The 22425-nt window shown below is 30.8% G+C and carries 19 protein-coding genes; 18 read left to right on the top strand and 1 reads right to left on the bottom strand.

What is annotated here, in order from left to right; all coding sequences use genetic code 11:
• Positions 1-47: 47 nt before the first annotated feature.
• The 3 genes from K7H06_RS08060 to K7H06_RS08070 all read left to right on the top strand — a co-directional run bounded on the left by K7H06_RS08060 (position 48) and on the right by K7H06_RS08070 (position 2622).
• On the top strand, positions 48-1136 hold the full coding sequence (locus K7H06_RS08060) for an Hsp70 family protein (protein WP_223039363.1): 1089 nt from the start codon (positions 48-50) through the stop codon (positions 1134-1136).
• 58 nt (positions 1137-1194) lie between these two features.
• On the top strand, positions 1195-2178 hold the full coding sequence (locus K7H06_RS08065) for a WD40 repeat domain-containing protein (protein WP_223039364.1): 984 nt from the start codon (positions 1195-1197) through the stop codon (positions 2176-2178).
• Between the two features lie 165 nt (positions 2179-2343).
• Positions 2344-2622, top strand: a complete 279-nt coding sequence (locus K7H06_RS08070) for a serpin family protein (protein WP_223039365.1) — start codon at positions 2344-2346, stop codon at positions 2620-2622.
• A gap of 30 nt (positions 2623-2652) precedes the next feature.
• Here the strand turns inward: K7H06_RS08070 and K7H06_RS08075 are convergent, their stop codons facing one another.
• Positions 2653-3840, bottom strand: coding sequence for a CD0519/CD1768 family membrane protein (locus K7H06_RS08075; RefSeq protein WP_343216817.1), 1188 nt, complete (start codon positions 3838-3840; stop codon positions 2653-2655).
• Between the two features lie 420 nt (positions 3841-4260).
• On the opposite strand from K7H06_RS08075, the gene K7H06_RS08080 reads away from it, so the two are divergent.
• From K7H06_RS08080 to K7H06_RS08150, 15 genes are all read left to right on the top strand, one after another.
• Positions 4261-5334 (top strand): hypothetical protein, encoded by a 1074-nt coding sequence (locus tag K7H06_RS08080; RefSeq protein ID WP_223039366.1) that lies wholly within the window; start codon positions 4261-4263, stop codon positions 5332-5334.
• A 267-nt stretch (positions 5335-5601) separates the two neighbouring features.
• Positions 5602-6498, top strand: coding sequence for a hypothetical protein (locus tag K7H06_RS08085; protein ID WP_223039367.1), 897 nt, complete (start codon positions 5602-5604; stop codon positions 6496-6498).
• Between the two features lie 15 nt (positions 6499-6513).
• The gene (locus tag K7H06_RS08090) at positions 6514-7422 is read left to right on the top strand and encodes a helix-turn-helix transcriptional regulator (protein WP_223039368.1); all 909 of its coding nucleotides are present in this window, start codon (positions 6514-6516) and stop codon (positions 7420-7422) included.
• 72 nt (positions 7423-7494) lie between these two features.
• Positions 7495-7959: a GyrI-like domain-containing protein gene (locus K7H06_RS08095; RefSeq protein WP_223039369.1), complete on the top strand. Its 465-nt coding sequence runs from the start codon at positions 7495-7497 to the stop codon at positions 7957-7959.
• Between the two features lie 9 nt (positions 7960-7968).
• Positions 7969-8853: an SPL family radical SAM protein gene (locus K7H06_RS08100; protein ID WP_223039370.1), complete on the top strand. Its 885-nt coding sequence runs from the start codon at positions 7969-7971 to the stop codon at positions 8851-8853.
• Positions 8854-8870: 17 nt separating this feature from the next.
• Positions 8871-9167, top strand: coding sequence for a hypothetical protein (locus tag K7H06_RS08105; RefSeq protein ID WP_223039371.1), 297 nt, complete (start codon positions 8871-8873; stop codon positions 9165-9167).
• Between the two features lie 201 nt (positions 9168-9368).
• Complete coding sequence (locus K7H06_RS08110) at positions 9369-9923, top strand: Holliday junction resolvase RecU (protein WP_223039372.1); 555 nt, start codon at positions 9369-9371, stop codon at positions 9921-9923.
• Positions 9924-10043: 120 nt separating this feature from the next.
• Positions 10044-11747 carry a M20/M25/M40 family metallo-hydrolase gene (locus K7H06_RS08115; RefSeq protein ID WP_223039373.1) on the top strand — a complete coding sequence of 568 codons (1704 nt, stop codon included), beginning with the start codon at positions 10044-10046 and terminating at the stop codon, positions 11745-11747.
• A complete protein-coding gene (locus tag K7H06_RS21350; protein WP_223039374.1) occupies positions 11716-13776 on the top strand; it encodes a sigma-54 interaction domain-containing protein in 2061 nt (686 codons plus the stop codon). Before K7H06_RS08115 ends, K7H06_RS21350 begins: the two co-directional genes overlap by 32 nt.
• A 194-nt stretch (positions 13777-13970) precedes the next feature.
• Positions 13971-15749, top strand: a complete 1779-nt coding sequence (gene iorA / locus K7H06_RS08125; protein WP_223039375.1) for an indolepyruvate ferredoxin oxidoreductase subunit alpha — start codon at positions 13971-13973, stop codon at positions 15747-15749.
• A gap of 1 nt (position 15750) precedes the next feature.
• Positions 15751-16326: an indolepyruvate oxidoreductase subunit beta gene (locus tag K7H06_RS08130; protein WP_223039376.1), complete on the top strand. Its 576-nt coding sequence runs from the start codon at positions 15751-15753 to the stop codon at positions 16324-16326.
• Between the two features lie 26 nt (positions 16327-16352).
• Positions 16353-17429, top strand: a complete 1077-nt coding sequence (buk, locus tag K7H06_RS08135) for a butyrate kinase (RefSeq protein WP_223039377.1) — start codon at positions 16353-16355, stop codon at positions 17427-17429.
• Positions 17430-17613: 184 nt separating this feature from the next.
• Positions 17614-19803, top strand: a complete 2190-nt coding sequence (locus K7H06_RS08140) for a DNA topoisomerase III (protein ID WP_223039378.1) — start codon at positions 17614-17616, stop codon at positions 19801-19803.
• A gap of 156 nt (positions 19804-19959) precedes the next feature.
• Complete coding sequence (locus K7H06_RS08145) at positions 19960-21576, top strand: ABC-F family ATP-binding cassette domain-containing protein (protein WP_223039974.1); 1617 nt, start codon at positions 19960-19962, stop codon at positions 21574-21576.
• A 578-nt stretch (positions 21577-22154) separates the two neighbouring features.
• Positions 22155-22409, top strand: a complete 255-nt coding sequence (locus tag K7H06_RS08150; RefSeq protein WP_223039379.1) for a hypothetical protein — start codon at positions 22155-22157, stop codon at positions 22407-22409.
• The last annotated feature ends 16 nt before the right edge of the window (positions 22410-22425 follow it).

Raw genomic sequence — 22425 nt, forward strand, 5'->3', positions numbered from 1 at the left:
ATAGATTTGGAATTTTTTGATACTTATGAGAGTTAAGGTGATAGCATATGGGTTATTTAGGTATAGATCTAGGCACTAGTTTTTCAAGTGCTGCAATTATAGACAATCATAAATTAGTAGCATTAAAGGTAGCAACAGCTAGAGGATTTAGAGGGGATAGCTTTTCTATTCCTTCTTCTGTGTTTATTAATGAAAAAGGAGAAATACTATTAGGGCAGGCAGCAGATAACAATAGATTAAAAGCACCAGATCGATTTAAGGATGAGTTTAAAAGAGATTTAGGACAAAAAATACCCTATGAACTCAGAGGATATAAATGCTTACCAGAAGATTTGTACAAAGAATTTTTTAAATTTTTCAAAACAAAAGCTGAAGAAAGAAGTGGAAAACCAATAAATAAGGTAGTCGTTACATATCCAGCTAATTATGCTAAATATAAAAAGGATTTAATAGAAGAAGCAGCTAAAAAGGCAGGCTTTGGAACTGTTAAGCTTTTAGATGAACCAACTGCAGCAGCTATATATTATTCAACAAAAGAAAATATAAAAGATGGTGAAAAAATACTAGTCTATGATTTAGGTGGAGGCACCTTTGATGTAGCACTTATTCAAAAAGAAAAGGGAAATACGTATAAGCAATTAACAGAATCATTAGGTTTAGGTCGTTGCGGAGGAATAGATTTTGATAGAAAAATATTTAAAAATATAAGAAATACTTTTATAGATTCATTACAACCGATTTTAAACAAAAGGGATATAAACAGTAATAGGCTAGCAACAATCATGTTTCAAGAAAGTATAAAAGTGAAGCATCAGTTAAGTACAGACAAGGAAGCATTTACATCAATACAAATAGGGTATAATTTTGAAGAGTATACATTAAAAAGAGAAAATTTTGAAGAAATGATACAAGCAGATATAGAGAATACATGTAAATATATTAAAGATATAGTGAAAAATGCAGGATTAGAAATGAAGGATATAGATAAAGTGTTATTAGTAGGAGGAAGTACTAGGATTCCTTATGTAAAAGAGATGGTTGAAAAAACAATAGGAAAGAAAACCAATCAAGATTTTGATCCAGAGTTGGCCATATGTTTTGGGGCAGCAGTTTTAGAGAAAAAAAAAGAAACCTGATATAGATATTGATACAAAAAAATCAGATGTTAAAATGAAAAACGATAAGATGAAAATAGTGAAAAATACAGAGAAATATAGAGAGGATGTTTGTGAAGATAATAATAGGAAAGATAAAAAAAATGATAGACACACAATTACAGTTGCACAAGAAGCAATATTGAAGACGAATATGGCAGTTTGGTCAATCGCATTTCATCCAAATGGAAGATGTATAGCTATAGGTAAGGCAAAAGGTATGATTTTGGGGAAGAAGGGAGAAGTAGAATTATGGGATATTGTAACAAGAAAATCATTAGGAATTATAGTTAAATATAAGCATTGGGTAAAGTCAGTAGCATTCAGCCCAGATGGGAGAATATTAGCATCAGGAAGCTTTGACAAAACTATAAAGTTGTGGGATGTTGAAAGAGGAGTAGAGTTAAAAAGTTTAATAGGACATGATGAGTGTGTAGAATCAGTAGCATTTAGCCCAGATGGAAGAATATTAGCATCAGGAAGTGGAGATGAAACTATAAAATTGTGGGATGTCAAAAGAGGAATAGAGTTAAAAAATCTAGTAGGACATAATAAGAGGGTAGGCCCAGTAGCGTTTAGTTCAGATGGAAGAATATTAGCATCAGGAAGTGAAGATGGAACTATAAAATTGTGGGATATTGAAAGAGGAGTAGAGTTAAAAAGTTTAATAGGACATAATGCATATGTAAACTCAGTAGCATTTAGCCAAGATAGAAGAATATTGGCATCAGCAAGTGGAGATGGAACTATAAAATTATGGGATGTTGAAAGAGGAATAGAGTTGAAAAATCTAGTAGGACATAATAAGATATCAAAGCAAGTAGTATTTAGTCCAGATGGAAGAATATTAGTATCAGGGAGTTTTGATAACACTGCAAAGATATGGGATGTTAAAAAAGGAGTAGAGTTGAAAAATTTAGTAGGACATAATAAATGTGTAAGTGCAGTAGCATTTAGTCCAGATGGAAAAAAACTTGCTACAGGTGGACATGATGAAATCGTAATATTATGGGATATATTGTAAATATCATTAAATATAACCCTAGAGGATAGAGTGTATTATATAGCAGAACACATCATAAAAAAGTAAGATGATGGATTTGGTAATAACGAGTCAACATTTAACATAAAAAATGAAAAAATATTAAGAAATTAAGATAAGTTAATTATTAAGAAGAGGAGGAATCGTATGTCTTATAATCCAGATTATTTAGATGATGCAGATTATTATCATAATCAAGCAGAACAGGATTTTGAGAATGCAAGTGATTATGCAGAGCAGGCCAATGATTATTTAGAAAAGGCAGAAGATGAACTAGACGAAGGAGACATTGAACAAGCAAGCATGTATACTGACTGGGCAGAAGAAGCAGAAGATAATGCAGATATGCATGAAGACTGGGCGGAGGAAGAAGAAGATAATGCAGATATGTATGAAGATTGGGCGGATGATGACATAGATGATTAAGTAAAAATGCATGAAGGGTGTGAAGCTAAATCACACCCTTGAGAATATCAAACTATATACAACATACAAATAATGAGAAAAAATTCCTGCACAAAGACCTCCTATTGTATGACTGAGTATAGCTTTATTTGCTAATTGTCTTACACCTAAAGCATCCATCATACCAACATGGGTACTCAAATAGCCACTCCAACACATGCCCATTGCAGTAAAGACTGCAATGTCATTAGGACCGATTAACCCTTCTTCCAAGAATTTTGTTACAAGTCCTAGAGCAGCACCTACTGAACCTAAGGAGGTTATTGGAAAAGCAATAGCTTCTACACTTTTAAAACCAAATAAGGGTTTTATTATAGGAGAAATAAATTGTCCTAATTTAGGAAGTAGTGCGATTCCCTCAAATGCAGTTCCTTTATAGATAGAAATTCCACTCTTTACTTCAGTAGGACCAAAAGTTAGTATCATTATAATGGTACATATAAATAAAACTCCAGGAATAATAGCCATTCCCATTTCTACACCATTTTTACCACCTTCTAATATAGCATCTAAAGCTCTTTCAAAAGCATTACCATCTCTTATCTTTCTATAAGCATGATAATTTGTAGATTCACAGTGTGTATTTTTTTCTTTATGTTCATCATAGTTATAATATTTTTTAGTAAATCTAAGCATTAGTTTTACACTTATGATACTCCCTATAAAAGCGCCAAAGTTACCAATGATTGATGGAATTATAAATTCTGTGCCCTTACCTTGACTGATCATAAATGTTGTTAATATTAACCCCATTCCAAAGGATGTTCCTAAATTACATAATGCTGGTGTTTGATAATCTTTAAAGTATTTAGAAAAACCTATATCTTTAGCTAAAGATATAATAGCTGGATTATCAGAAAGATATGTTGTAATTGCACCAAGAGAAGCTGCACCAGGAAGGTTGTAGATTAACCTCATTATAGGAGAAATAATTTTGTTTATCAAAGATACAATACCGAATTCTGATAATAGGGAAGAAAAAGCTCCAGCAAGTACAGCTATTGCTAGTATAAAAAATACAGTATTTATAAGAAGTTCATGAGCTGTTTTCATAATAACATTAAACATAATACCTATACCCATTGTTGAAGCTAAATACCAGAACGAAACAATAAGGATAATTAAAAAAACATATGTTTCCATTGATACTTCCTTTTTTGTTTTAGTATTTGATAGCATACAGATCTCCTTTCATAAAAGATTTGTAGTATTTAAAATTTCAATGATTTTAATTCTATTATCATCATTATTTTTTTAAATCGAAACAAATAAGTGAAATTTCTTGTAGAAAGAATAAAAATTTATATTCTGAAAATAGATATTGTATATATTTCTTTTTCTATAAGAAATATCCTTTAAAGTAGTTATGTTTTATAAAGATAATGGAAAAATTTACAAAATATGAGTGTTGGAAATTTAGATAATATTATTATCTACTTTCATAATTTTTATTATCTCATATGGGAAAATAGAATATTCAACAAAAAGAGTATCTGCTGATGAATCATGTGTTGCTTATGGTAATTAATGGTATAATGTAGTAATATTTGATATTTCTAAATTTTAAGAGTTGAGGATTTCTTATTAGGGGGAAAAGAGATGAAAAAGAGGATTTTAATGGCGATCTTGATGATTTTAATAGTAGGAATAGGAATGGTGATGAAATTAGATAATTTTAATAACAATAGTATGAATGAAGAAGTGATTACATCTGTAAAGGATTTTATTCCTAGTGAACCAATGATTAAAGTTTTTAATGGTAGTGTTGCAAATAAAGGAAGCGTAGATGTAATTGATCTTATTACAGACAATAACATACAAATACGAAGCTTTAACCATGTAGCTGGCATTGTTAAAGTTTGTGAGATAAATGAGCGTGAGATAAAGGTCACACATACACATGGAGGAGCAGGACTATTTGCAGAAAGCTATTTAAATGAAGAATCGGATTTTGAGTTTACCCTTTTAAAAGGACCTATAAAAAAAGGAACAAAATGGAGCAATCATGAAAATAGCGTATATGAAATTACAAATACAAATGTAATGTTAAAAATACTTGCAGGTACCTTTGATACTATAGAAGTAACTTGTAGACATGGAGATGATGGAGCTAAAGATTATCATGAATCAAAAGCATATTATGCAAAAGGGTTTGGTATTGTTAAGACAGAGGATGAAAAGAATGTATCAGAATTAATAAAAATAGATTATAATCTAAAGCAATTAAAAAGTGCCAAAGATGTATATCAGTTACTTGAGCAGAGTAAAAAAGAAGTTAAAAGTGAACCTGTAGATGAAATAAATAAAATAGAAATAACAATAATGAATATGAATGACTTACCCGAAGGAAAAAGTTTTAAATTAAAGTTAAAAAATGGAACCAATCATTTAATAAAACAAAATGATGTATATTTGAGTTTTCCTATAAAGAATAAAGATGGAAATGGATATATTACGAATTTGTGTAAAACTGAAGCTACTCATAACAAATTAGATATTTTAGCTGGAGAAGAAGTCATATTAAATGTTTTTATACCAATAGAAAACTATATAAACAACGATCTATTAGATATTGATGACCCCCAAATAGAAATAAAGGGATATTTTGATAAAGTGAAAATAGAAAACAGATTTCAAAGGATAGGAGATACTGATTTTTTTAGTGATCATTAATAAGTGAAGTTATAAGATTAATTTAAAGTTAGTAAATATTTAGAGAGTATTTATATTATTAAAAAGGATGTATGAAATTATATAAAAAATGTTCGTATATGGTATTAATTGGTATAATGAGATTAGATATAATGTCTATTTCCTACATTTGGTCATATATTTTAATGTGAAAATGATTGAAGGTAGGGAACAAATAAAACTCGATCCACACAAATGTTTAGAAAAGAAAAAGAGTGCTGAATGAAAATTTAAGAGGTGGGGAATTTAATGAAAAAAGTATTCATTTCTCTATTATTAATTTTAAGCATGAGTTTAACATGTTGGAGTCAAGAAAGTTCAATAGCTATAGACCATAAGAGTATTCAAAAGGAGATTATGGACACAAGTATTAAAGAATTTATAATTGATGAAAGTATAGAGGATTATATGAAAGAAGTATACCCTATATCCCATTTAAAAAAATACCAAGCTTATAGAATTGAAGATGAGATGAATATAGATTATTACTTCAATAAGGATGTAGAGCGTTTAGATATTAGAAATAGCAAGAATGTAGCAACAGAAATTTTTGTTTGGAAGAGGGCATTTGCTATTGCAGGACCTTATCCAGAAAAATTATATAGTTCAGATGATTGGAACAAAGTTAATTATAGAGTTTATATAGAGAACAGGAAGATTATAGAACAAAATATTGATAAGAAAAAAAGCCTTATTTTAAAAAAGGAATATTTTGAGGATACGGATATAGAACTGCCTTCAAGAATTATAGATGTACAAGAAACAAAGGACTTTGAGAAAAAGCTAAAGAGAAAATATTGGTGGAGTATGAAAGATGTTGTTTTTGAAAAGAGCTTTAAGGGGAATGTTCTATTTGTAAAGCTAAAAACGAGAAAAAAATATAAGGATGATAAAATAGAAGCTATAAAGAAACGAATAGAAGAAGATTTAGCTGTGAAATTAGAACAACTATCTATGAAAATATATGATATGAATATGGATTATCTGGGGATTGTTTTGCAATGCTATGAGAAAGACCAAAAATATTATGAAGAAACTTATGATAATGGAGAAAACAAAAAGTATTGGTTTAGTGAATACTGGGGGAATCATAAATACTTTGATTATAGTGATAAAAATACAAAAGATTCAGGTGAAATGTACTAAGGATAGGTGATGGATATGCAAATTAATCGATTATTTGAAATTGTAATGATTCTATTGAAAAAAGAAAGGGTAACAGCTAAAGAACTTGCACAACATTTTGGGGTTTCAACTAGAACTATATATAGAGATATCGATACGTTGAGTTTATCGAATATTCCTATATACACGAATAAAGGGAGCCGTGGTGGTATTCGGATTTTACCACAGTTTACTATGGATAAATCCTTATTTTCAGAAGAAGAACAGAGTCATATGATAGCAGCACTTCATGGTTTAAAAGCGACAAAGTATGCTGAAGTAGATATGGTAATTACAAAGCTTGCAGCACTTTTTAAAAATACTGATAGCTATAATTGGATAGAGGTTGATTTCTCCCATTGGGGAAGCAATCGTGAGAATAAAAATAAATTTAATAGTTTAAAAGATGCCATACTAAACCGCCGTATAGTAGGATTTGATTATGTTAATTCTTATGGAGTAAAAGCAGGTAGAGCTGTAGAGCCTATAAAGCTTGTGTTCAAAGGTCAAGGATGGTATCTACAAGGATTTTGCAAGGATAAACAGGATATAAGGGTATTTAGAATATCAAGAATCAATAATTTAGTAGTGAAGGAGCAAACTTTTGAACATACCTATTCAATGGACTTGCCTATAGAGGCACCTGTATCAAATAAAGAACATATGGTTACATTAAAGCTTAAGTTTGAACCAGAGGTAACTTACAGAGTTTATGATGATTTTGGATATGAAAATATTACGCATTACAAAGATGGTGGCATAGAAGCTAGTATAACTTTTCCTAAAGGGGAATGGGTTTATGGATATATCTTATCTTTTGGTAAATACGTTCAGGTTATAGAGCCAAAAGAGATCAGAGAGAAAATAAAAGAAACTTTGCGTTTAGCACTAAAAGTTTATGAATAAATTTTCTAATATGACATACTGCTGTCATATTTCCTTATGTAGAATAAAGAAAAAGACATAGGGGGAACTATTATGAAATATGAAATTATAATGTTAAATGAAAAGATAGTAGTAGGAATTATGAAGCAAACGACTAATGTAGGGGGACAATCTGTTAAGGATATCGGGGAAGTTTGGCAACAGTTTATTACTACAGGGATTTATGAAAAGATTATGGGAAAAGTAAATCATAAAGCTATAGGATTATATACAGATTATGAAGGGGATTTTACAAGACCATATGATTTTTTAGCTTGTTGTGAAGTAATGGATCATGAGAAACTAGAGGGTTCTCTTACTAAGAAAGTCATTCCAAAAGGGAAATATGCTAAATTTATCATTAATGGAGATGTAAAAGAAGCAGTGGGGCAATTTTGGACAAAACTTTGGCAATTGGATTTAGATAGAGCGTATACTTGTGATTTTGAAGAATATCAAAATAACTCACAAGATATGAAAAATCAAGAGATTCATATATATATTTCTTTAAAAGAATAGGGCGATTATATGGAGTATATACCAGCAAAAACTATATTATCAGGTTACAATAGGAGTGGAGAGTGGTTTGGATGTAATTATAACATGAACATCTATAAAGGGTGTTTTCATGGATGTATTTATTGTGATAGTAGGAGTGAATGCTATCATATAGAAAACTTTGATAAAGTTAAGGTTAAAGAAAATGCTATAGAAATTTTAAATAGAGAACTCAAATCAAAACGGAAAAAAGGAATCGTTGGAACAGGTTCTATGTCAGATCCCTATAATCCTTTTGAACAAAAATATAAGTTTACTAGACAGGCACTAGAACTTTTAAATAAGTATCATTTTGGAGTATCAATAGCTACAAAAAGTTCATTGATAACAAGAGATATAGATATACTTAAAAGTATGAAAAGACATTCTCCCGTTCTTGCAAAAATTACTGTAACTAGTGCAGATGATGGCGTATGTAAAATACTTGAGCCGAATGTAGCTGTAGCATCTAAAAGATTTGAAACCATCAATAAGCTTTCTACCAATGGTATTTACACAGGCATACTGCTTATGCCTGTATTACCATTTATTGAAGATCATGATGAAAATATATTAGAAATCATAAGATTAGCCAAGGAAAATGGAGCAAGGTTTATCTATCCTGCTTTTGGTGTAACCCTTAGGCAAAATCAAAGAATCCATTTCTTTAAGAAGATAAATGAACATTTTGAAGGTATGAGTCAAAAATACATAAAAGAATATGGATTTTCTTATGAGTGCCGCTCAAAACGCACAGCTAAGCTGTGGACAATTTTTAAAGGAGCATGTGACAAAGAAAATTTGTTGTACAAAATGAAAGATATTATTAATAGTTATAAAAATGACTATGAGGAAAAGCAAATTAGTTTTCTTTAAAATGATATTGCAATTTAGTGGGAAGGCCTGAAGCTATTGCTACAGGAAGTTTAGCAGGACATAATAGTGTTCGCTTAATAAAAGGAATGCCTCTTTTAGAACTTCCAGTAAACTTATGTATTGGTGATTTAATTGCATATGAACATAGAGAGAGTAGAACAGAAGAAGGGGTCAAAACTAGATATACTTTTGCAGGGGCTGATTATTTTAAGAGAATGAAAGAATTAAATTTGTATACGATAGACATAGAGGTATTAAAGAAAAAAATTGAAAGAATGAATTTATTAAATGTATTTGAAGAGAAGTTAATATAGTAGATCATGCTATGGAAGAAGGAAAAAATCCAGATGTTATAGAATAATATTATATGATAGGAAATGTGCAGTATAAAAATCTTTTGATTTTAGAGGACACCCTATTTTTCTTAAATTATAAGGGAAATAGGGTGATTTATTTTAATAGAAATAATGATAAAATAGACTTAGGTGTTTTATCATATTTTAAGGAGGCTTGTCATGACGACTTGGAGAAGTAGAGGACATCGTGGAGATTCGTCTGAAAATGAAATTGATTTAACAAATGATTTATATAGAAGGAAAAAACTAGCATACATAAAAAAGAATCCAGTTCCTATAAAAGTAATAGATATTGATAACAAAGGGATGATTACAAAAGGGTATTTTGAGCAGAAAGCTTATGTAGATTATAGTGGAATTGCACAAGGAATTTCCATTGCATTTGATGTAAAAGAGACGGAATTAAAAAGCTTACCACTAAGCAATATACATGTTCACCAAATAGAGGACCTTAAGGAACATGCAAAGCAAGGTGGTGTTAGTTTTATATTAGCAAATTTTAAAATGTATAATGAGTATTATTTAATTCCTCTAGAAATCCTTGCGTATTATTATGAGAAAAGTTTACAGGGGGGACGTAAATCTATACCCTATGGGGATATGGATAAAAAGTTTCAAATTAAACGTGAATTTAATGGGATTATAAATTATTTACCTACTATTAATACATATCTTAGTTCAAAACAAGAATTGAAGAGACAATATATTGTGTAAAGAGGTGGTTAAAGAGAGGAAAAAAGATATGTGTATTGCTTTTTTATATAAGAAACATTAAAAAACTTATGCTGTGAAAAATGGGGGATAAACTTTTTATACAGGGGAGTGATATTTTGTATGAAATATGAGCTGGATTTATCGAAAGAAATTAATAAAATCTTTACAGAGTTAGTAGCTATTAAAAGTGATACGGGAACAACCCTTGAAAAAGATATAGAAAAATACTTATATAATTGGTTTCAAGGAATAGATTATTTTCAGTTAAATCCAGATAAATGTGGGCAGTATAACTTAGAAGAAGATCACTTAGGAAGGTCTATTATATGGGGATTAGTGAAGGGAAAAGGAAATGATACTGTCATATTAATTCACCATCATGATGTGGTAGATGTTCTTGATTATGGGGTGTTGTCAGAATATGCTTATAGTCCAGATGAACTAAAGTATGCTATGAGAGAGAGGGCTGTATCAAGTGATGTTAAAAAGGATTTAAAAAGTGAAAAATGGATATTTGGAAGAGGAACTTGTGATATGAAGGCAGGTGCTGCTATTCAATTAGCCCTTATGGAAGCCTATTCAAAGATAGAGGACTTCAATGGGAATGTACTACTTATTTCTGTACCAGATGAAGAGTGCTTATCCTTAGGGATGAGAGAAGGAGCGAAGCTTTTAGTTAAACTTAAAGAAAAGTTTAATTTGCAGTATTGTATCTTGATTAATTTGGAACCTCATCAAAGAGAAGAAAATAATAAAGGAATTTTATACGAAGGTTCTGTTGGAAAGATTATGCCAGTAGTTTATGTGAGAGGTAAAAAAACACATGCAGGAGATATTTTTCAAGGATTGAATCCTATAATGTTATTATCTGAAATAGTGAAGGTAACGGAATTAAATTCAGATTTTTCAGATGTAGAAGGGGATGAAATTACGCCACCACCTTCTTGGCTTTATTTTAGAGATAGAAAAGAAAGATATGATGTATCTATTCCTGAGTCAGCTGGAGGCTATTTTAGCATATTAACACTTCAAAGAACACCCAAAGAAATATTAGATCAAGTAAAAAAAGTTTGTGAAAAGTCTTTTGAAGATATGATAGAAAATATGAATACTCACTATAAGAAATATAGTGAGAAGGTTAATCATATGAACGGAAAATTACCATGGAAGGTTAATGTAAGAACCTTTTCAGAAATTTATGATGAAGCGGTAAAAAATTCAGGAGATCTATTTATTGAAAATTATAATCATACTCTTGAAAAGTTAAAGAAGGATATAAAAAATAACAAAACAAATATGCCAGAAAGTAATTTTGTACTGATTGAAAAAACCTTAGAATATATAACGGATTTATCACCAATGGTAGTTATAGCATTTTCTCCACCTTATTATCCTCATATAGCTAATATAAAACTCAACCAATTATCCACTAAAAATGTATTGAATCTTAGCGAAAAAATAAATGATTTTTCAAGAGCAAATTGGAATGAAATTTATGAAAAAAGAAACTATTTTATGGGGATCTCTGACATGAGTTATATAGGGTTAAATAATAGTGAAGATGTGATTCCTTATATTGAACCGAATATGCCCTTGTGGGGAAATCTGTATAGTATATCTTTTGAAGATATGAAAAAATTGTCCATACCTGTAATCAATATAGGACCATGGGGAAAGGATTTACATAAATTTACTGAAAGAGTATATAAGGAAGATTTACTAGAAAGAACTCCTAAGCTGTTGGATTTTACGATTCAGTACATTTTAAAAAGGAATCAGAAAGGTGAGGTTTATGAAGAAAACCCTAGCCATTGTAAGCTATAGTCAGGCAACTGTTGATATATATTATGAACAAATAAAAAGCTTGTTTTTAGATAATATTTCTATGGAGAAGTTTTGTGTTGGCACGAAAGCTATTCAAAAAGGTATAAGTGCTGATATGGTATTGATTCCATCTTATGATGCATTTAAAAAGATTAAAAAATATATTAAAAATAAGAGTGAAATCGTCATTGCCAATAGAACTATCTCTAAATTAGGATTAGAAAAAATTATGAATATTGGCGAAGGGACGGAAGTTCTATTATTAGATGAGAGTGCAGAAATGGCAGCAGAGATGATATCAGTTATTTATCAATTAGGAGCAAGACATTTGGAATTGATTCCTATAAATCCTGGGGGACAAGAAAAATTAGAAGGAAAAACCATGCTGCTATTAGGAAAAGGAAAAGAGCTACCGGATTTTTCTGGAGAAATTATCAATATTGGAAATAGTCTTTTAGATATGAATACGATTATTGACATTGGTGTAAAGCTTAAACTAGATCATCTTTTAAATAAACAGAATATCAAAAAAGCTTATAGAGAAAGTGTAACAACCAATTTTGGTTTGGCTAAGATATTAGGAAGAATCAATAGATTTGAGAGTGAATTAGATATTTTATTACAAGTCTTAGAGGATGGGATTATTGGGATTAATAGGGAAGGGATCATTTATTCTTATAATGAAAGTGCACAAAATATCATAGGAAGTAAAAAAGAAGAATTAGTAGGAAAGAATAGTTTTAAAATATTAGAGAAAATTCCTTTTCAACAGGTACTTAGAAATAAAAAATCTATAAAAGAAAAACTCATAAAAATAAATGGTTATGATGTGATTTTATCTGTTGATCCAATTATTCATTCAGAAAGATTATATGGAGCTGTTGCCATCTTTAAAAAATTTAGTGATACAGAAAAGAAGCAGCATGAATTAAGGGCTCGATTGATTGGAAAAGGACATAGGGCAAAATATACATTTGAAGATATTATTGGAGTAAGTGAAGGGATTCATAAATGTAAAGCTATTGCAAAAAGAATGGCTAAATCTAATTCATCTGTTTTAATTAGTGGAGAAAGTGGAACGGGAAAAGAATTGTTTGCCCATGCAATACATAATGGCTCTAAAAGAAAAAAATTTCAATTTGTAGCAGTAAATTGTGGTGCGTTACCAGAAAGCCTTTTAGAAAGTGAGCTATTTGGATATGAAGAGGGAGCTTTTACAGGAGCTCGAAAGGGTGGAAAATCAGGACTTTTTGAATTAGCTCATAAGGGAACCTTGTTTCTTGATGAAATTGGAGAAATGCCTTTAGATCTTCAAAAGAGGCTTTTAAGGGTATTACAAGAAAGAGAAGTAATGCGCCTTGGGGGAGATGGATTGATTCATGTGGATATTCGCATTATAGCAGCTACTAATAGAGATTTAAAGGAAATGGTGAAAAAAGGAATGTTCAGACAGGATTTATATTTTAGATTGAATGTACTTCCGTTAAAAATCCCCCCTTTACGAAGTAGAAATGAAGATGTTTTCCCTCTTATGGAGGAAATGAAAAAGGAATTTCATAGTCAATTTTATTTCACAGCAAAAGCAGAAGAGGCTTTATTTAAACATAAATGGAAAGGTAATGGTAGAGAATTAAGAAATTGTATTGAATATCTTGCTAATTTAGGAATTAATGAAGTAGATATAAAAGATTTACCCTTTGAGTATGAAGAAACTTTTAAAGGTATTGCTTTTGATGAAGAAGAAAAAAATTTAATAGATGAATTTTTAGGGGTAGTTGGGAAAAACATATCTAAATATATATTTGTACTAGAGCAATTAAATAATAGTTATCTTGATAAAAAAAGATTAGGTCGAAGAAGTATTTACAAACTGGCAAAGCAGAGAGGCATTTTTATTAGTGAACAGGAAATAAGGCGTATATTAATAAATCTTGAAAAATTTTTGATGGCAGAAATATTTAAGGGAAGAAGTGGAAGCACCATAACAGACTATGGTATGCGGGTGCTTAAATATTTAAAAATGGATTAGAGGGTTAAAAGGTATTGAAATATTATACCTTTTAACCCTTTTTGATTACATTTTTATGAGGATGTTGTGGAAAACACAGACTTTTAAGGGTTATATGGCTGGCATAAAAATTGCAATACTATTAAATTGATTCTAAAAATTCAGATAAAATAGATTATATTATTTCATTTAAAAATAGTAAGGGAGGAAGTAGGATGAAGAAGTTATTAACAGGGAATGAAGCTGTTGCACGTGGAGTGTATGAAGCGGGGATTACTTTTGCAGCAGCATATCCTGGTACACCAAGTACAGAAATATTAGAAAATATTGCTCCATATAAAGAAGAAATTATTGCCGAATGGGCACCAAATGAAAAAGTTGCATTAGAATCAGCCATAGGAGCATCCATTGTAGGTGCAAGAGCGTTTGCTGCTATGAAGCAGGTAGGAGTAAATGTGGCTGCGGACCCTTTATTTTCATTTGCTTATACAGGCTGTAATGGTGGAATTGTTTTGGTATCAGCCGATGAACCAGGGATTCATTCATCTCAAAATGAACAGGATAATAGAATGTATGCAAAGTTTGCAAAGATTCCAATGCTTGAGCCAAGTAATAGTCAAGAAGCAAAAGATATGGTAAAGGATGCAATAAAGATTAGTGAAATGTATGACACGATCGTTCTTTTAAGGATGACTACGAGAATATGTCATAGTAAAAGTTTGGTTGAACTTGGGGAAAGAGAGGAAGTGGGTAAAAAACCTTATAATAAGAATCCACAAAAATATGCTACTACTCCTGCATATGCTAGAAAAATGCGTGTAAGAGTTGAAGAAAGAATAAAGAAACTTAAAAGTTTTACAGAGGAAACACCATTAAACTATTTTGAGTGGAATAAAAAGAAAATTGGCATTATCTCATCAGGGGTTGCTTATCAACATGCAAAAGAAGTATTTGGAAAATCTGCATCCTACTTAAAACTTGGATTTACTTTTCCTCTTCCAATGGAAAAAATTAAAGCGTTTGCAGCAAAAGTACAAACCCTCTATGTAATTGAAGAAGTAGAGCCATATATGGAAGAACAAATAAAAGCCATGGGAATCAAGTGTATTGGAAAAGAAAAAATTCCAAACATAGGAGAATTGAATGCAGATATTATTAGAAAAGGTTTACTTGAGGAGGAAAAACCATTAATTGAGTGTGATACTTCGGATCTTGTAGGCAGACCGCCAACATTATGTGCAGGATGTCCTCATAGGGGGCTTTTTTATGAATTAAGTAAAAAGAAAAATATTATTGTAACAGGGGATATCGGATGCTATGGATTAGGTGTTGCAGATCCTTTAAATGCTGTTGATACAGTAATTTGTATGGGTGCTAGTGTAAGTGCAGGTCATGGAGCCCAAAAGGCCCTTAGTAAACATGGTGACCATATGAGAGCAGTGTCAGTTATTGGAGATTCAACATTTTTTCATACGGGAATGAATAGTCTTTTAGATATTGCATATAACCAAAGTAATACGGTTACAGTAATATTGGATAATAGAACTACTGGTATGACAGGTCATCAAGAGAATCCAGGAACGGGGTATACATTGCAAGGGGAAAAAACAAAGGAAATAGATATTCCTACCCTTTGTAGAGCTATTGGAATCGATCATGTTAAAGTTGTAAATCCTTTAAAATTAGAAGAAGTGAAAACGGCACTAAATGAAGCTTTAAACCTTGATGAGCCTTCGGTAATCATAACAAGATGGCCTTGTGTACTCAAAAAACATTCAGATTTAGATATAGATGAATTTGGTGATTACAAGGGATTGTGTGAAGTTGATAAGGATCAATGTATTGGATGTAAAAAATGTATCAATACAGGATGTCCAGCATTACACTTTGATAAAGAAAGTAAGACGGTAAAGATTGATAAGGTTCAGTGTGTGGGTTGTGAAGTCTGTGTACAGGTGTGTCCTGTTCATGCAATTAAAAAGGTAGGTGAATAAAATGACAGAAGTGAAAAATATATTATTAGTAGGGGTAGGCGGTCAGGGAACAATTCTCGCTAGTAAAATATTATCAACTGGATTGATGGAAGCAGGTTATGATGTGAAAATGTCTGAAATTCATGGTATGTCTCAAAGAGGTGGTAGTGTTACTACACAAGTTAGATTTGGAGAAGAAGTATATTCACCTATCATTGGGAAAGGTGAGGCAGACATTTTAGTTTCTTTTGAAGTGATGGAAGCTTTAAGATGGTTAGATCACTTAAAGCCAAATGGAAAAATGGTCATTAATGATTATAAAATCCCTTCAGTGCCAATACTTACAGGTAAAAAGAATTATCCAAAAGGAGTTATTGATAGAATCAAAGAAAAGGTAGATACAACAGTATTAAATGCTGCAAAGATTGCTGAGGAGTTGGGAAATGTAAGGACTATGAATATTGTTCTTCTTGGATCTTTAGTTAAAGCAATGGGACTTGAAGGAATTGATTGGGAAGAAATTATTCAAAAAACCGTAAAAGAAAAGTTTGTTCATATGAATATAAAAGCATTAAAAGCTGGAATGGAAAGATTGTAAAACAGAAGATTTAAAGGAGGTAAAAAATGGATCAAAATCGTAAAATTTTAGCAATTAATCCAGGCTCAACATCCACGAAAATTGCCATATATGAAAATACCAAAGAAATTTATAAAAAATCAATAGAACATCCAAGCGAAGAAATTGAAAAATATAGGCATATTGCAGATCAATATGAAATGAGAAAAGAAGCATTAATGAATTTTTTAAAAGAAATAAATTTTGATGTGAAAGAGCTATCTGCTGTAGTGGGGAGAGGAGGATTATTGCCTCCTGTACAGTCAGGAGCCTATAGGGTGAATGAATCCATGGTGGAAAGATTAGCTAAAAGACCAGTGATTGAGCATGCTGCTAATTTAGGGGCAATCATTGCATATGAGATTGCAAAACCTTTAGAAATACCATCCTTTATATATGATTCTGTTGCAGTAAATGAATTAGAAGATATTGCAAAAATTTCTGGAATGGCTGATATAGAAAGAGATAGTTTTTCTCATGCATTAAATATGAGAGCTGTAGGGATTAAGGTTGCTAAGGAATTAGGAAAATCATATACAGATATGAATCTAATTATTGCGCATCTAGGTGGAGGTATGTCTGTAAGTATTCATAAAAAAGGAAAAATGGTAGATATTGTTTCAGATGATGAGGGACCTTTTTCACCTGAAAGAGCTGGAAGAGTCCCTTGTAAGAGATTGATTCAATTATGTTATTCAGGGAAATTTGATAAAAATACCATGAAAAAGAAATTAAGAGGAAAAGGTGGGCTCATTTCCTATTTAGGAACCAATAGTGCAATAGAAGTAGAAGAAAAAATAAAAAATGGGGATGAGTATGCAAAATTAATCTATGAAGCAATGGCATACCAAATAGCAAAAGGAATAGGTGAGCTTGCAACGGTAGTAGAGGGTCAGGTAGATACAATCATTATTACTGGAGGAATTGCTTATTCTAAGATGATTACAGAATGGATTAAGAAAAGGGTACAATTTATTGCACCCGTTGAGATTGTACCAGGAGAGAATGAATTAAAAGCCCTTGCATTAGGAGCTCTTAGAGTACTAAATGGAGAAGAAATAGCTCATGAATATGATTTAGATTAGTAAAAGATAAACATATAAAATAGACTAAAAAATAAAAGAATCTATTAAGGTGAAAAGAAATAACGTTAGCCTTGATAGATTCTTTTTGAAATATTTGAGAAGTTGTATAGAAATATAGTCTTAGTAGTCTAATAGTTTGATTTGTGTTATGATTAGATAGACTAATTTTGAGAGGATTGTTAACATGAATAAAATACTTGTATTAGCTGAAAAACCTTCTGTTGGAAGAGATTTAGCTAGAACTTTAAAATGTAGTAAAAAAGGAAATGGATATTTAGAGGGTGAAAAATATATCGTTACTTGGGCTTTAGGACATTTAGTTACATTAGCTGATCCAGAAAGTTATGAGGAAAAATATAAATCATGGAGAATTGAAGATTTACCTATGCTACCTTCTCAGTTAAAACTTGTTGTGATTAAGAAAACGGGAAAGCAATTTAATATTGTTAAACAGCAAATGAATAGAAAAGATGTAGGAGAAATTGTTATTGCTACTGATGCTGGTCGGGAGGGAGAATTAGTTGCTAGATGGATTATAGAAAAGGCTCGTGTAAAGAAACCGATCAAACGACTTTGGATTTCTTCTGTTACAGATAAGGCTATAAGAGAAGGGTTTAATAAATTAAAAGATGGAAAAGTATATGAAAACCTTTATGCTTCTGCAGTTGCTCGTGCTGAAGTTGACTGGATCGTGGGGATTAATGCTACCCGTGCGTTAACTTGTAAATATAATGCACAGCTTTCTTGTGGAAGAGTGCAAACGCCGACGATTGCCATGATTGCTAAAAGGGAAGAGGAGATTCAAAACTTCAAGTCAAAATCTTTTTATGGAATCACGGCTGTAGTGAATAAGTTAAAGTTAACATGGCAAGATGGAAAGACAAAAGATATAAAGACTTTTGATAAAAGTAAGGCAGATAAAATATTAAAAGTTATTCAGAATAAAGATGCTGAGATTATAGATATAAAAAAAGCCTATAAAAAAAGCTATGCTCCAAAATTATATGATTTAACAGAACTTCAAAGAGATGCAAATAAAATATTTGGGTTTTCTGCAAAAGAAACATTATCCATTATGCAAAAGCTTTATGAGCAACACAAAGTCTTAACTTATCCAAGAACGGATTCAAGATATATTACAGAGGATATTGTAGATACCCTAAAAGATAGAATTAAAGCATGTGGTGTGAGTCCTTATAGTTCTATAGCAGGAAAACTTTTAAGAAAACCAATAAAGGGCAATAAATCATTTGTTGATAATAGTAAGGTAACAGATCATCACGCCATTATTCCAACGGAAAAGACTGTTTTTTTAAGTGATTTAAGTGATAAAGAAAGAAAAATATATGATTTGGTTGTTAGAAGGTTCTTAGCTATTTTATATCCACCTTTTGAGTATGAGCAGACAACTATAAAAGCTAAAATAGAAGAAGAAATTTTTATAGCTAAAGGAAAAATAGTTATTAAACAGGGTTGGAAGGAAGTATATAAAAACAATGTTGATGATGAGGATATAAGTGATTCTATTAAAGAGCAAACCTTACCCAATTTAAATAAAGGTGATATTTTAAAAATAGCTAGTATAAATCAAACTAAGGGAGAAACGAAACCCCCAGCATCTTTTAACGAAGCAAGTTTACTTTCAGCTATGGAAAATCCAGTAAAATATATGGAAAGTGAAAATAAGGATTTAATTAAGACCATTGGAGAAACAGGTGGAATCGGGACGGTAGCTACAAGAGCAGATATTATAGAAAAGTTATTCAATAGCTACTTGATTGAAAAGAAGGGAAAAGATATTTGTATCACTTCTAAAGGGAAACAGCTCTTAAATTTAGTTCCTAAAGATTTAAAGTCTCCTGCATTAACAGCTCGATGGGAACAAAAGTTAGAATCAATTTCAAAAGGGAAAATCAATAAAAATATTTTTGTGAGTGATATGAGAGATTATACGAAAGAAATTGTTAATGAAATAAAAAATAGTAAAGAATCATTTAAACATGATAACCTTACAAGAAGCAAATGTCCTGAATGTGGAAAATATTTATTAGAAGTGAATGGAAAAAGAGGAAAAATGCTTGTTTGTCAGGATCGAGAATGTGGTTATAAAAAAGGGATTGCTAAAAAAACCAATGCGAGATGCCCAAATTGCCATAAAAAAATGGAACTTCGTGGTGAGGGAGAAGGTCAAATATTTGTATGTGGGTGTGGACATAGAGAAAAACTAACATCCTTTAAAAAGAGAAAAGAAGAAAAGAAAAGTCAGGGGAATAAGAGAGATGTAGCCAAGTATTTAAAAAATCAAAAGAAGAATAATAATGAACCAATCAATACAGCCCTTGCAGATGCTTTAGCGAAATTTAAGTTTAATTAAAAAACTAAGGGATATTATGAAAAAAGTGTTCAATAATTTTGTAAAAGCGTGTATAATGAAGTAAGTGAAATGAAAATTGCACAGGTTTTGTGCAATTTTTTATTTGTGAGAGAGGGAGAGGAGGACGTTGTACAAAGTGTTGTACAGCAAACGAATTTGATTACAGTTACAGGTGTAGGATTAAGATTTGGAGATAAAAAATTATTTGATGATGTAAATGTTAAATTTACTCCAGGAAATTGTTATGGAGTAATTGGTGCAAATGGTGCAGGAAAATCAACCTTTTTAAAGATTTTATCTGGTGATATTGAACCTAATGAAGGAAATGTTTCTATAACTCCAGGGGAAAGATTAGCAGTACTTAAGCAAAATCATTTTGAATTTGACGAGTTTCTTGTTTTAGATACAGTAATTATGGGACATGAAAGACTTTATGAAATCATGAAGGAAAAGGATGCTCTTTATCAAAAAGAAGATTTTACTGAAGAAGATGGTATAAAGGCATCAGAGCTTGAAGGTGAGTTTGCAGAACTTGATGGTTGGGAAGCAGAAGTAAATGCAGAAAAGCTATTGATGGGCCTTGGGATCACAAAAGATTTACATGGTAAAATGATGAAAGAACTAAAGGGAGACGAAAAGGTAAAAGTTTTATTAGCCCAATCTCTTTTTGGAAATCCTGATATTCTTTTACTAGATGAGCCTACAAACCATTTGGATTTTAAAGCGATCAACTGGTTAGAAGAGTTTTTACTAGATTACACAAATACAGTTATCGTAGTATCTCATGATAGACATTTTCTTAATAAAGTATGTACCCATATGTTAGATGTGGATTTTGGTAAAGCTAAATTATTTGTAGGAAACTATGATTTTTGGTATGAATCTAGTCAGTTAGCATTGAAATTAATGAAAGATCAAAATAAGAAAAAAGAAGAAAAAATGAAAGAACTTCAGTCCTTTATTGCGAGATTTAGCTCAAATGCTTCAAAAGCAAAACAAGCTACTTCCAGAAAGAAACTTTTAGATAAGATTAATATAGAAGATATAGAGCCATCATCAAGACGATATCCATTTGTTGGATTTACGCCAGAGAGAGAAGCAGGAAAAGACATCTTGCAGGTAGATGGAATTAGTAAAACGATTGATGGGGTAAAGGTTTTAAATAATATTTCATTTACTGTAAACAAAGGAGAAAAGATCGTAATATTGGCAAGAAATGAAATGGCTAAGACGGTTTTATTTAAAATTTTAATGGGAGAGATGGAGCCGGATGAAGGTACATTTAGATGGGGAGTTACTACTACCCAAGCTTATTTGCCAAAGGATAATGCAGAATACTTTGAAGATGTTGAGCTTAATTTGATAGATTGGTTAAGACAATATTCTGAAGAAAAATCAGAATCATTTATCAGAGGATTTTTAGGAAAAATGCTATTTTCAGGTGAAGAGCCTTTAAAAATGTCAAAGGTTCTTTCAGGAGGAGAAAAGGTAAGATGTATGTTTTCTAAATTAATGCTTTCTGGTGCAAATGTATTGCTTCTTGATCAACCAACAAACCATTTAGATCTAGAATCTATTCAAGCAGTGAATGATGGTTTAATTGCTTTTAAAGGAACGATGCTATTTACATCTCATGACCATAAGTTTATCCAAACTATTGCAGATAGAGTTGTTGAAATAACACCAAATGGAATTTTCGATAAACAAACAACTTTTGATGAGTTTTTAGAAAATGAAGAAATTCAAAATAGAATTCAAAAGATGTATGAATAATAATTTTAGCAGGAGATTGACTCCTGCTTTTTTAGTGGAAAATAAAAAAGATAGTTATCTATAAAGTTAAACGGTTTATAATTTTTGTAACAAATCAAATAGTTCCGAGTAGTGAAAAGCGTATGAAATAAAATGATTCTGTTAATCTCTCTAATCATAGTTATTAAATCCATTTTATCAACATAATAGAACTACTGCTTTATAAATTATTTATTTTTATAAGGCATTATTCTCCAATATCTTATATAATATAATAGCTATGATCTCAGCAGGAATGTAATATAAAGGTATTAATATATTCTTACGATTGCAAATAGATAACATTACCATCATATCCTTTATCATATTTTATAATATAGTATGAGTGAAAGGAGTATTCTGTTACTAAGTAGATTTGAACGGTTTATGTGGCCTAGATATGTACTTTTAAGTTACTTCCATAGGACAGGTGTATAATTTAAAATGGATATCCATAGAGGGATTATAGTTTTATAGAAGGCGAATTTTATATAATCATAATATAAAGAGCACAAGAATATCCTTTTCATATAGTGGAAATATGGAAAGGAGTAGATGAAGTGGATGAAAAAATTATTTGTTTACTAGAGCAAATAAACGAAAAGTTAGAAAGAATAGAGAATACATTAAAGGGCATTGATAAAAAAGAACTATTTAATGCAAACCATAAAAAATATAAAACGAAGGAAACATTTAAGGATAAAGAAATTAAAAAAAATGAGAATAATGAGGATATTTTAGAAAATTGGGAAAGCAAGATGCCCTATGATGAAGTGATTAAAAAAATGTATACATATAAAAAATCAAAAGAATAAAGTTATTCAATATATT

Origin of the sequence: Crassaminicella profunda (assembly GCF_019884785.1) — a bacterium.
GTDB classification, from domain to species: domain Bacteria; phylum Bacillota; class Clostridia; order Peptostreptococcales; family Thermotaleaceae; genus Crassaminicella; species Crassaminicella profunda.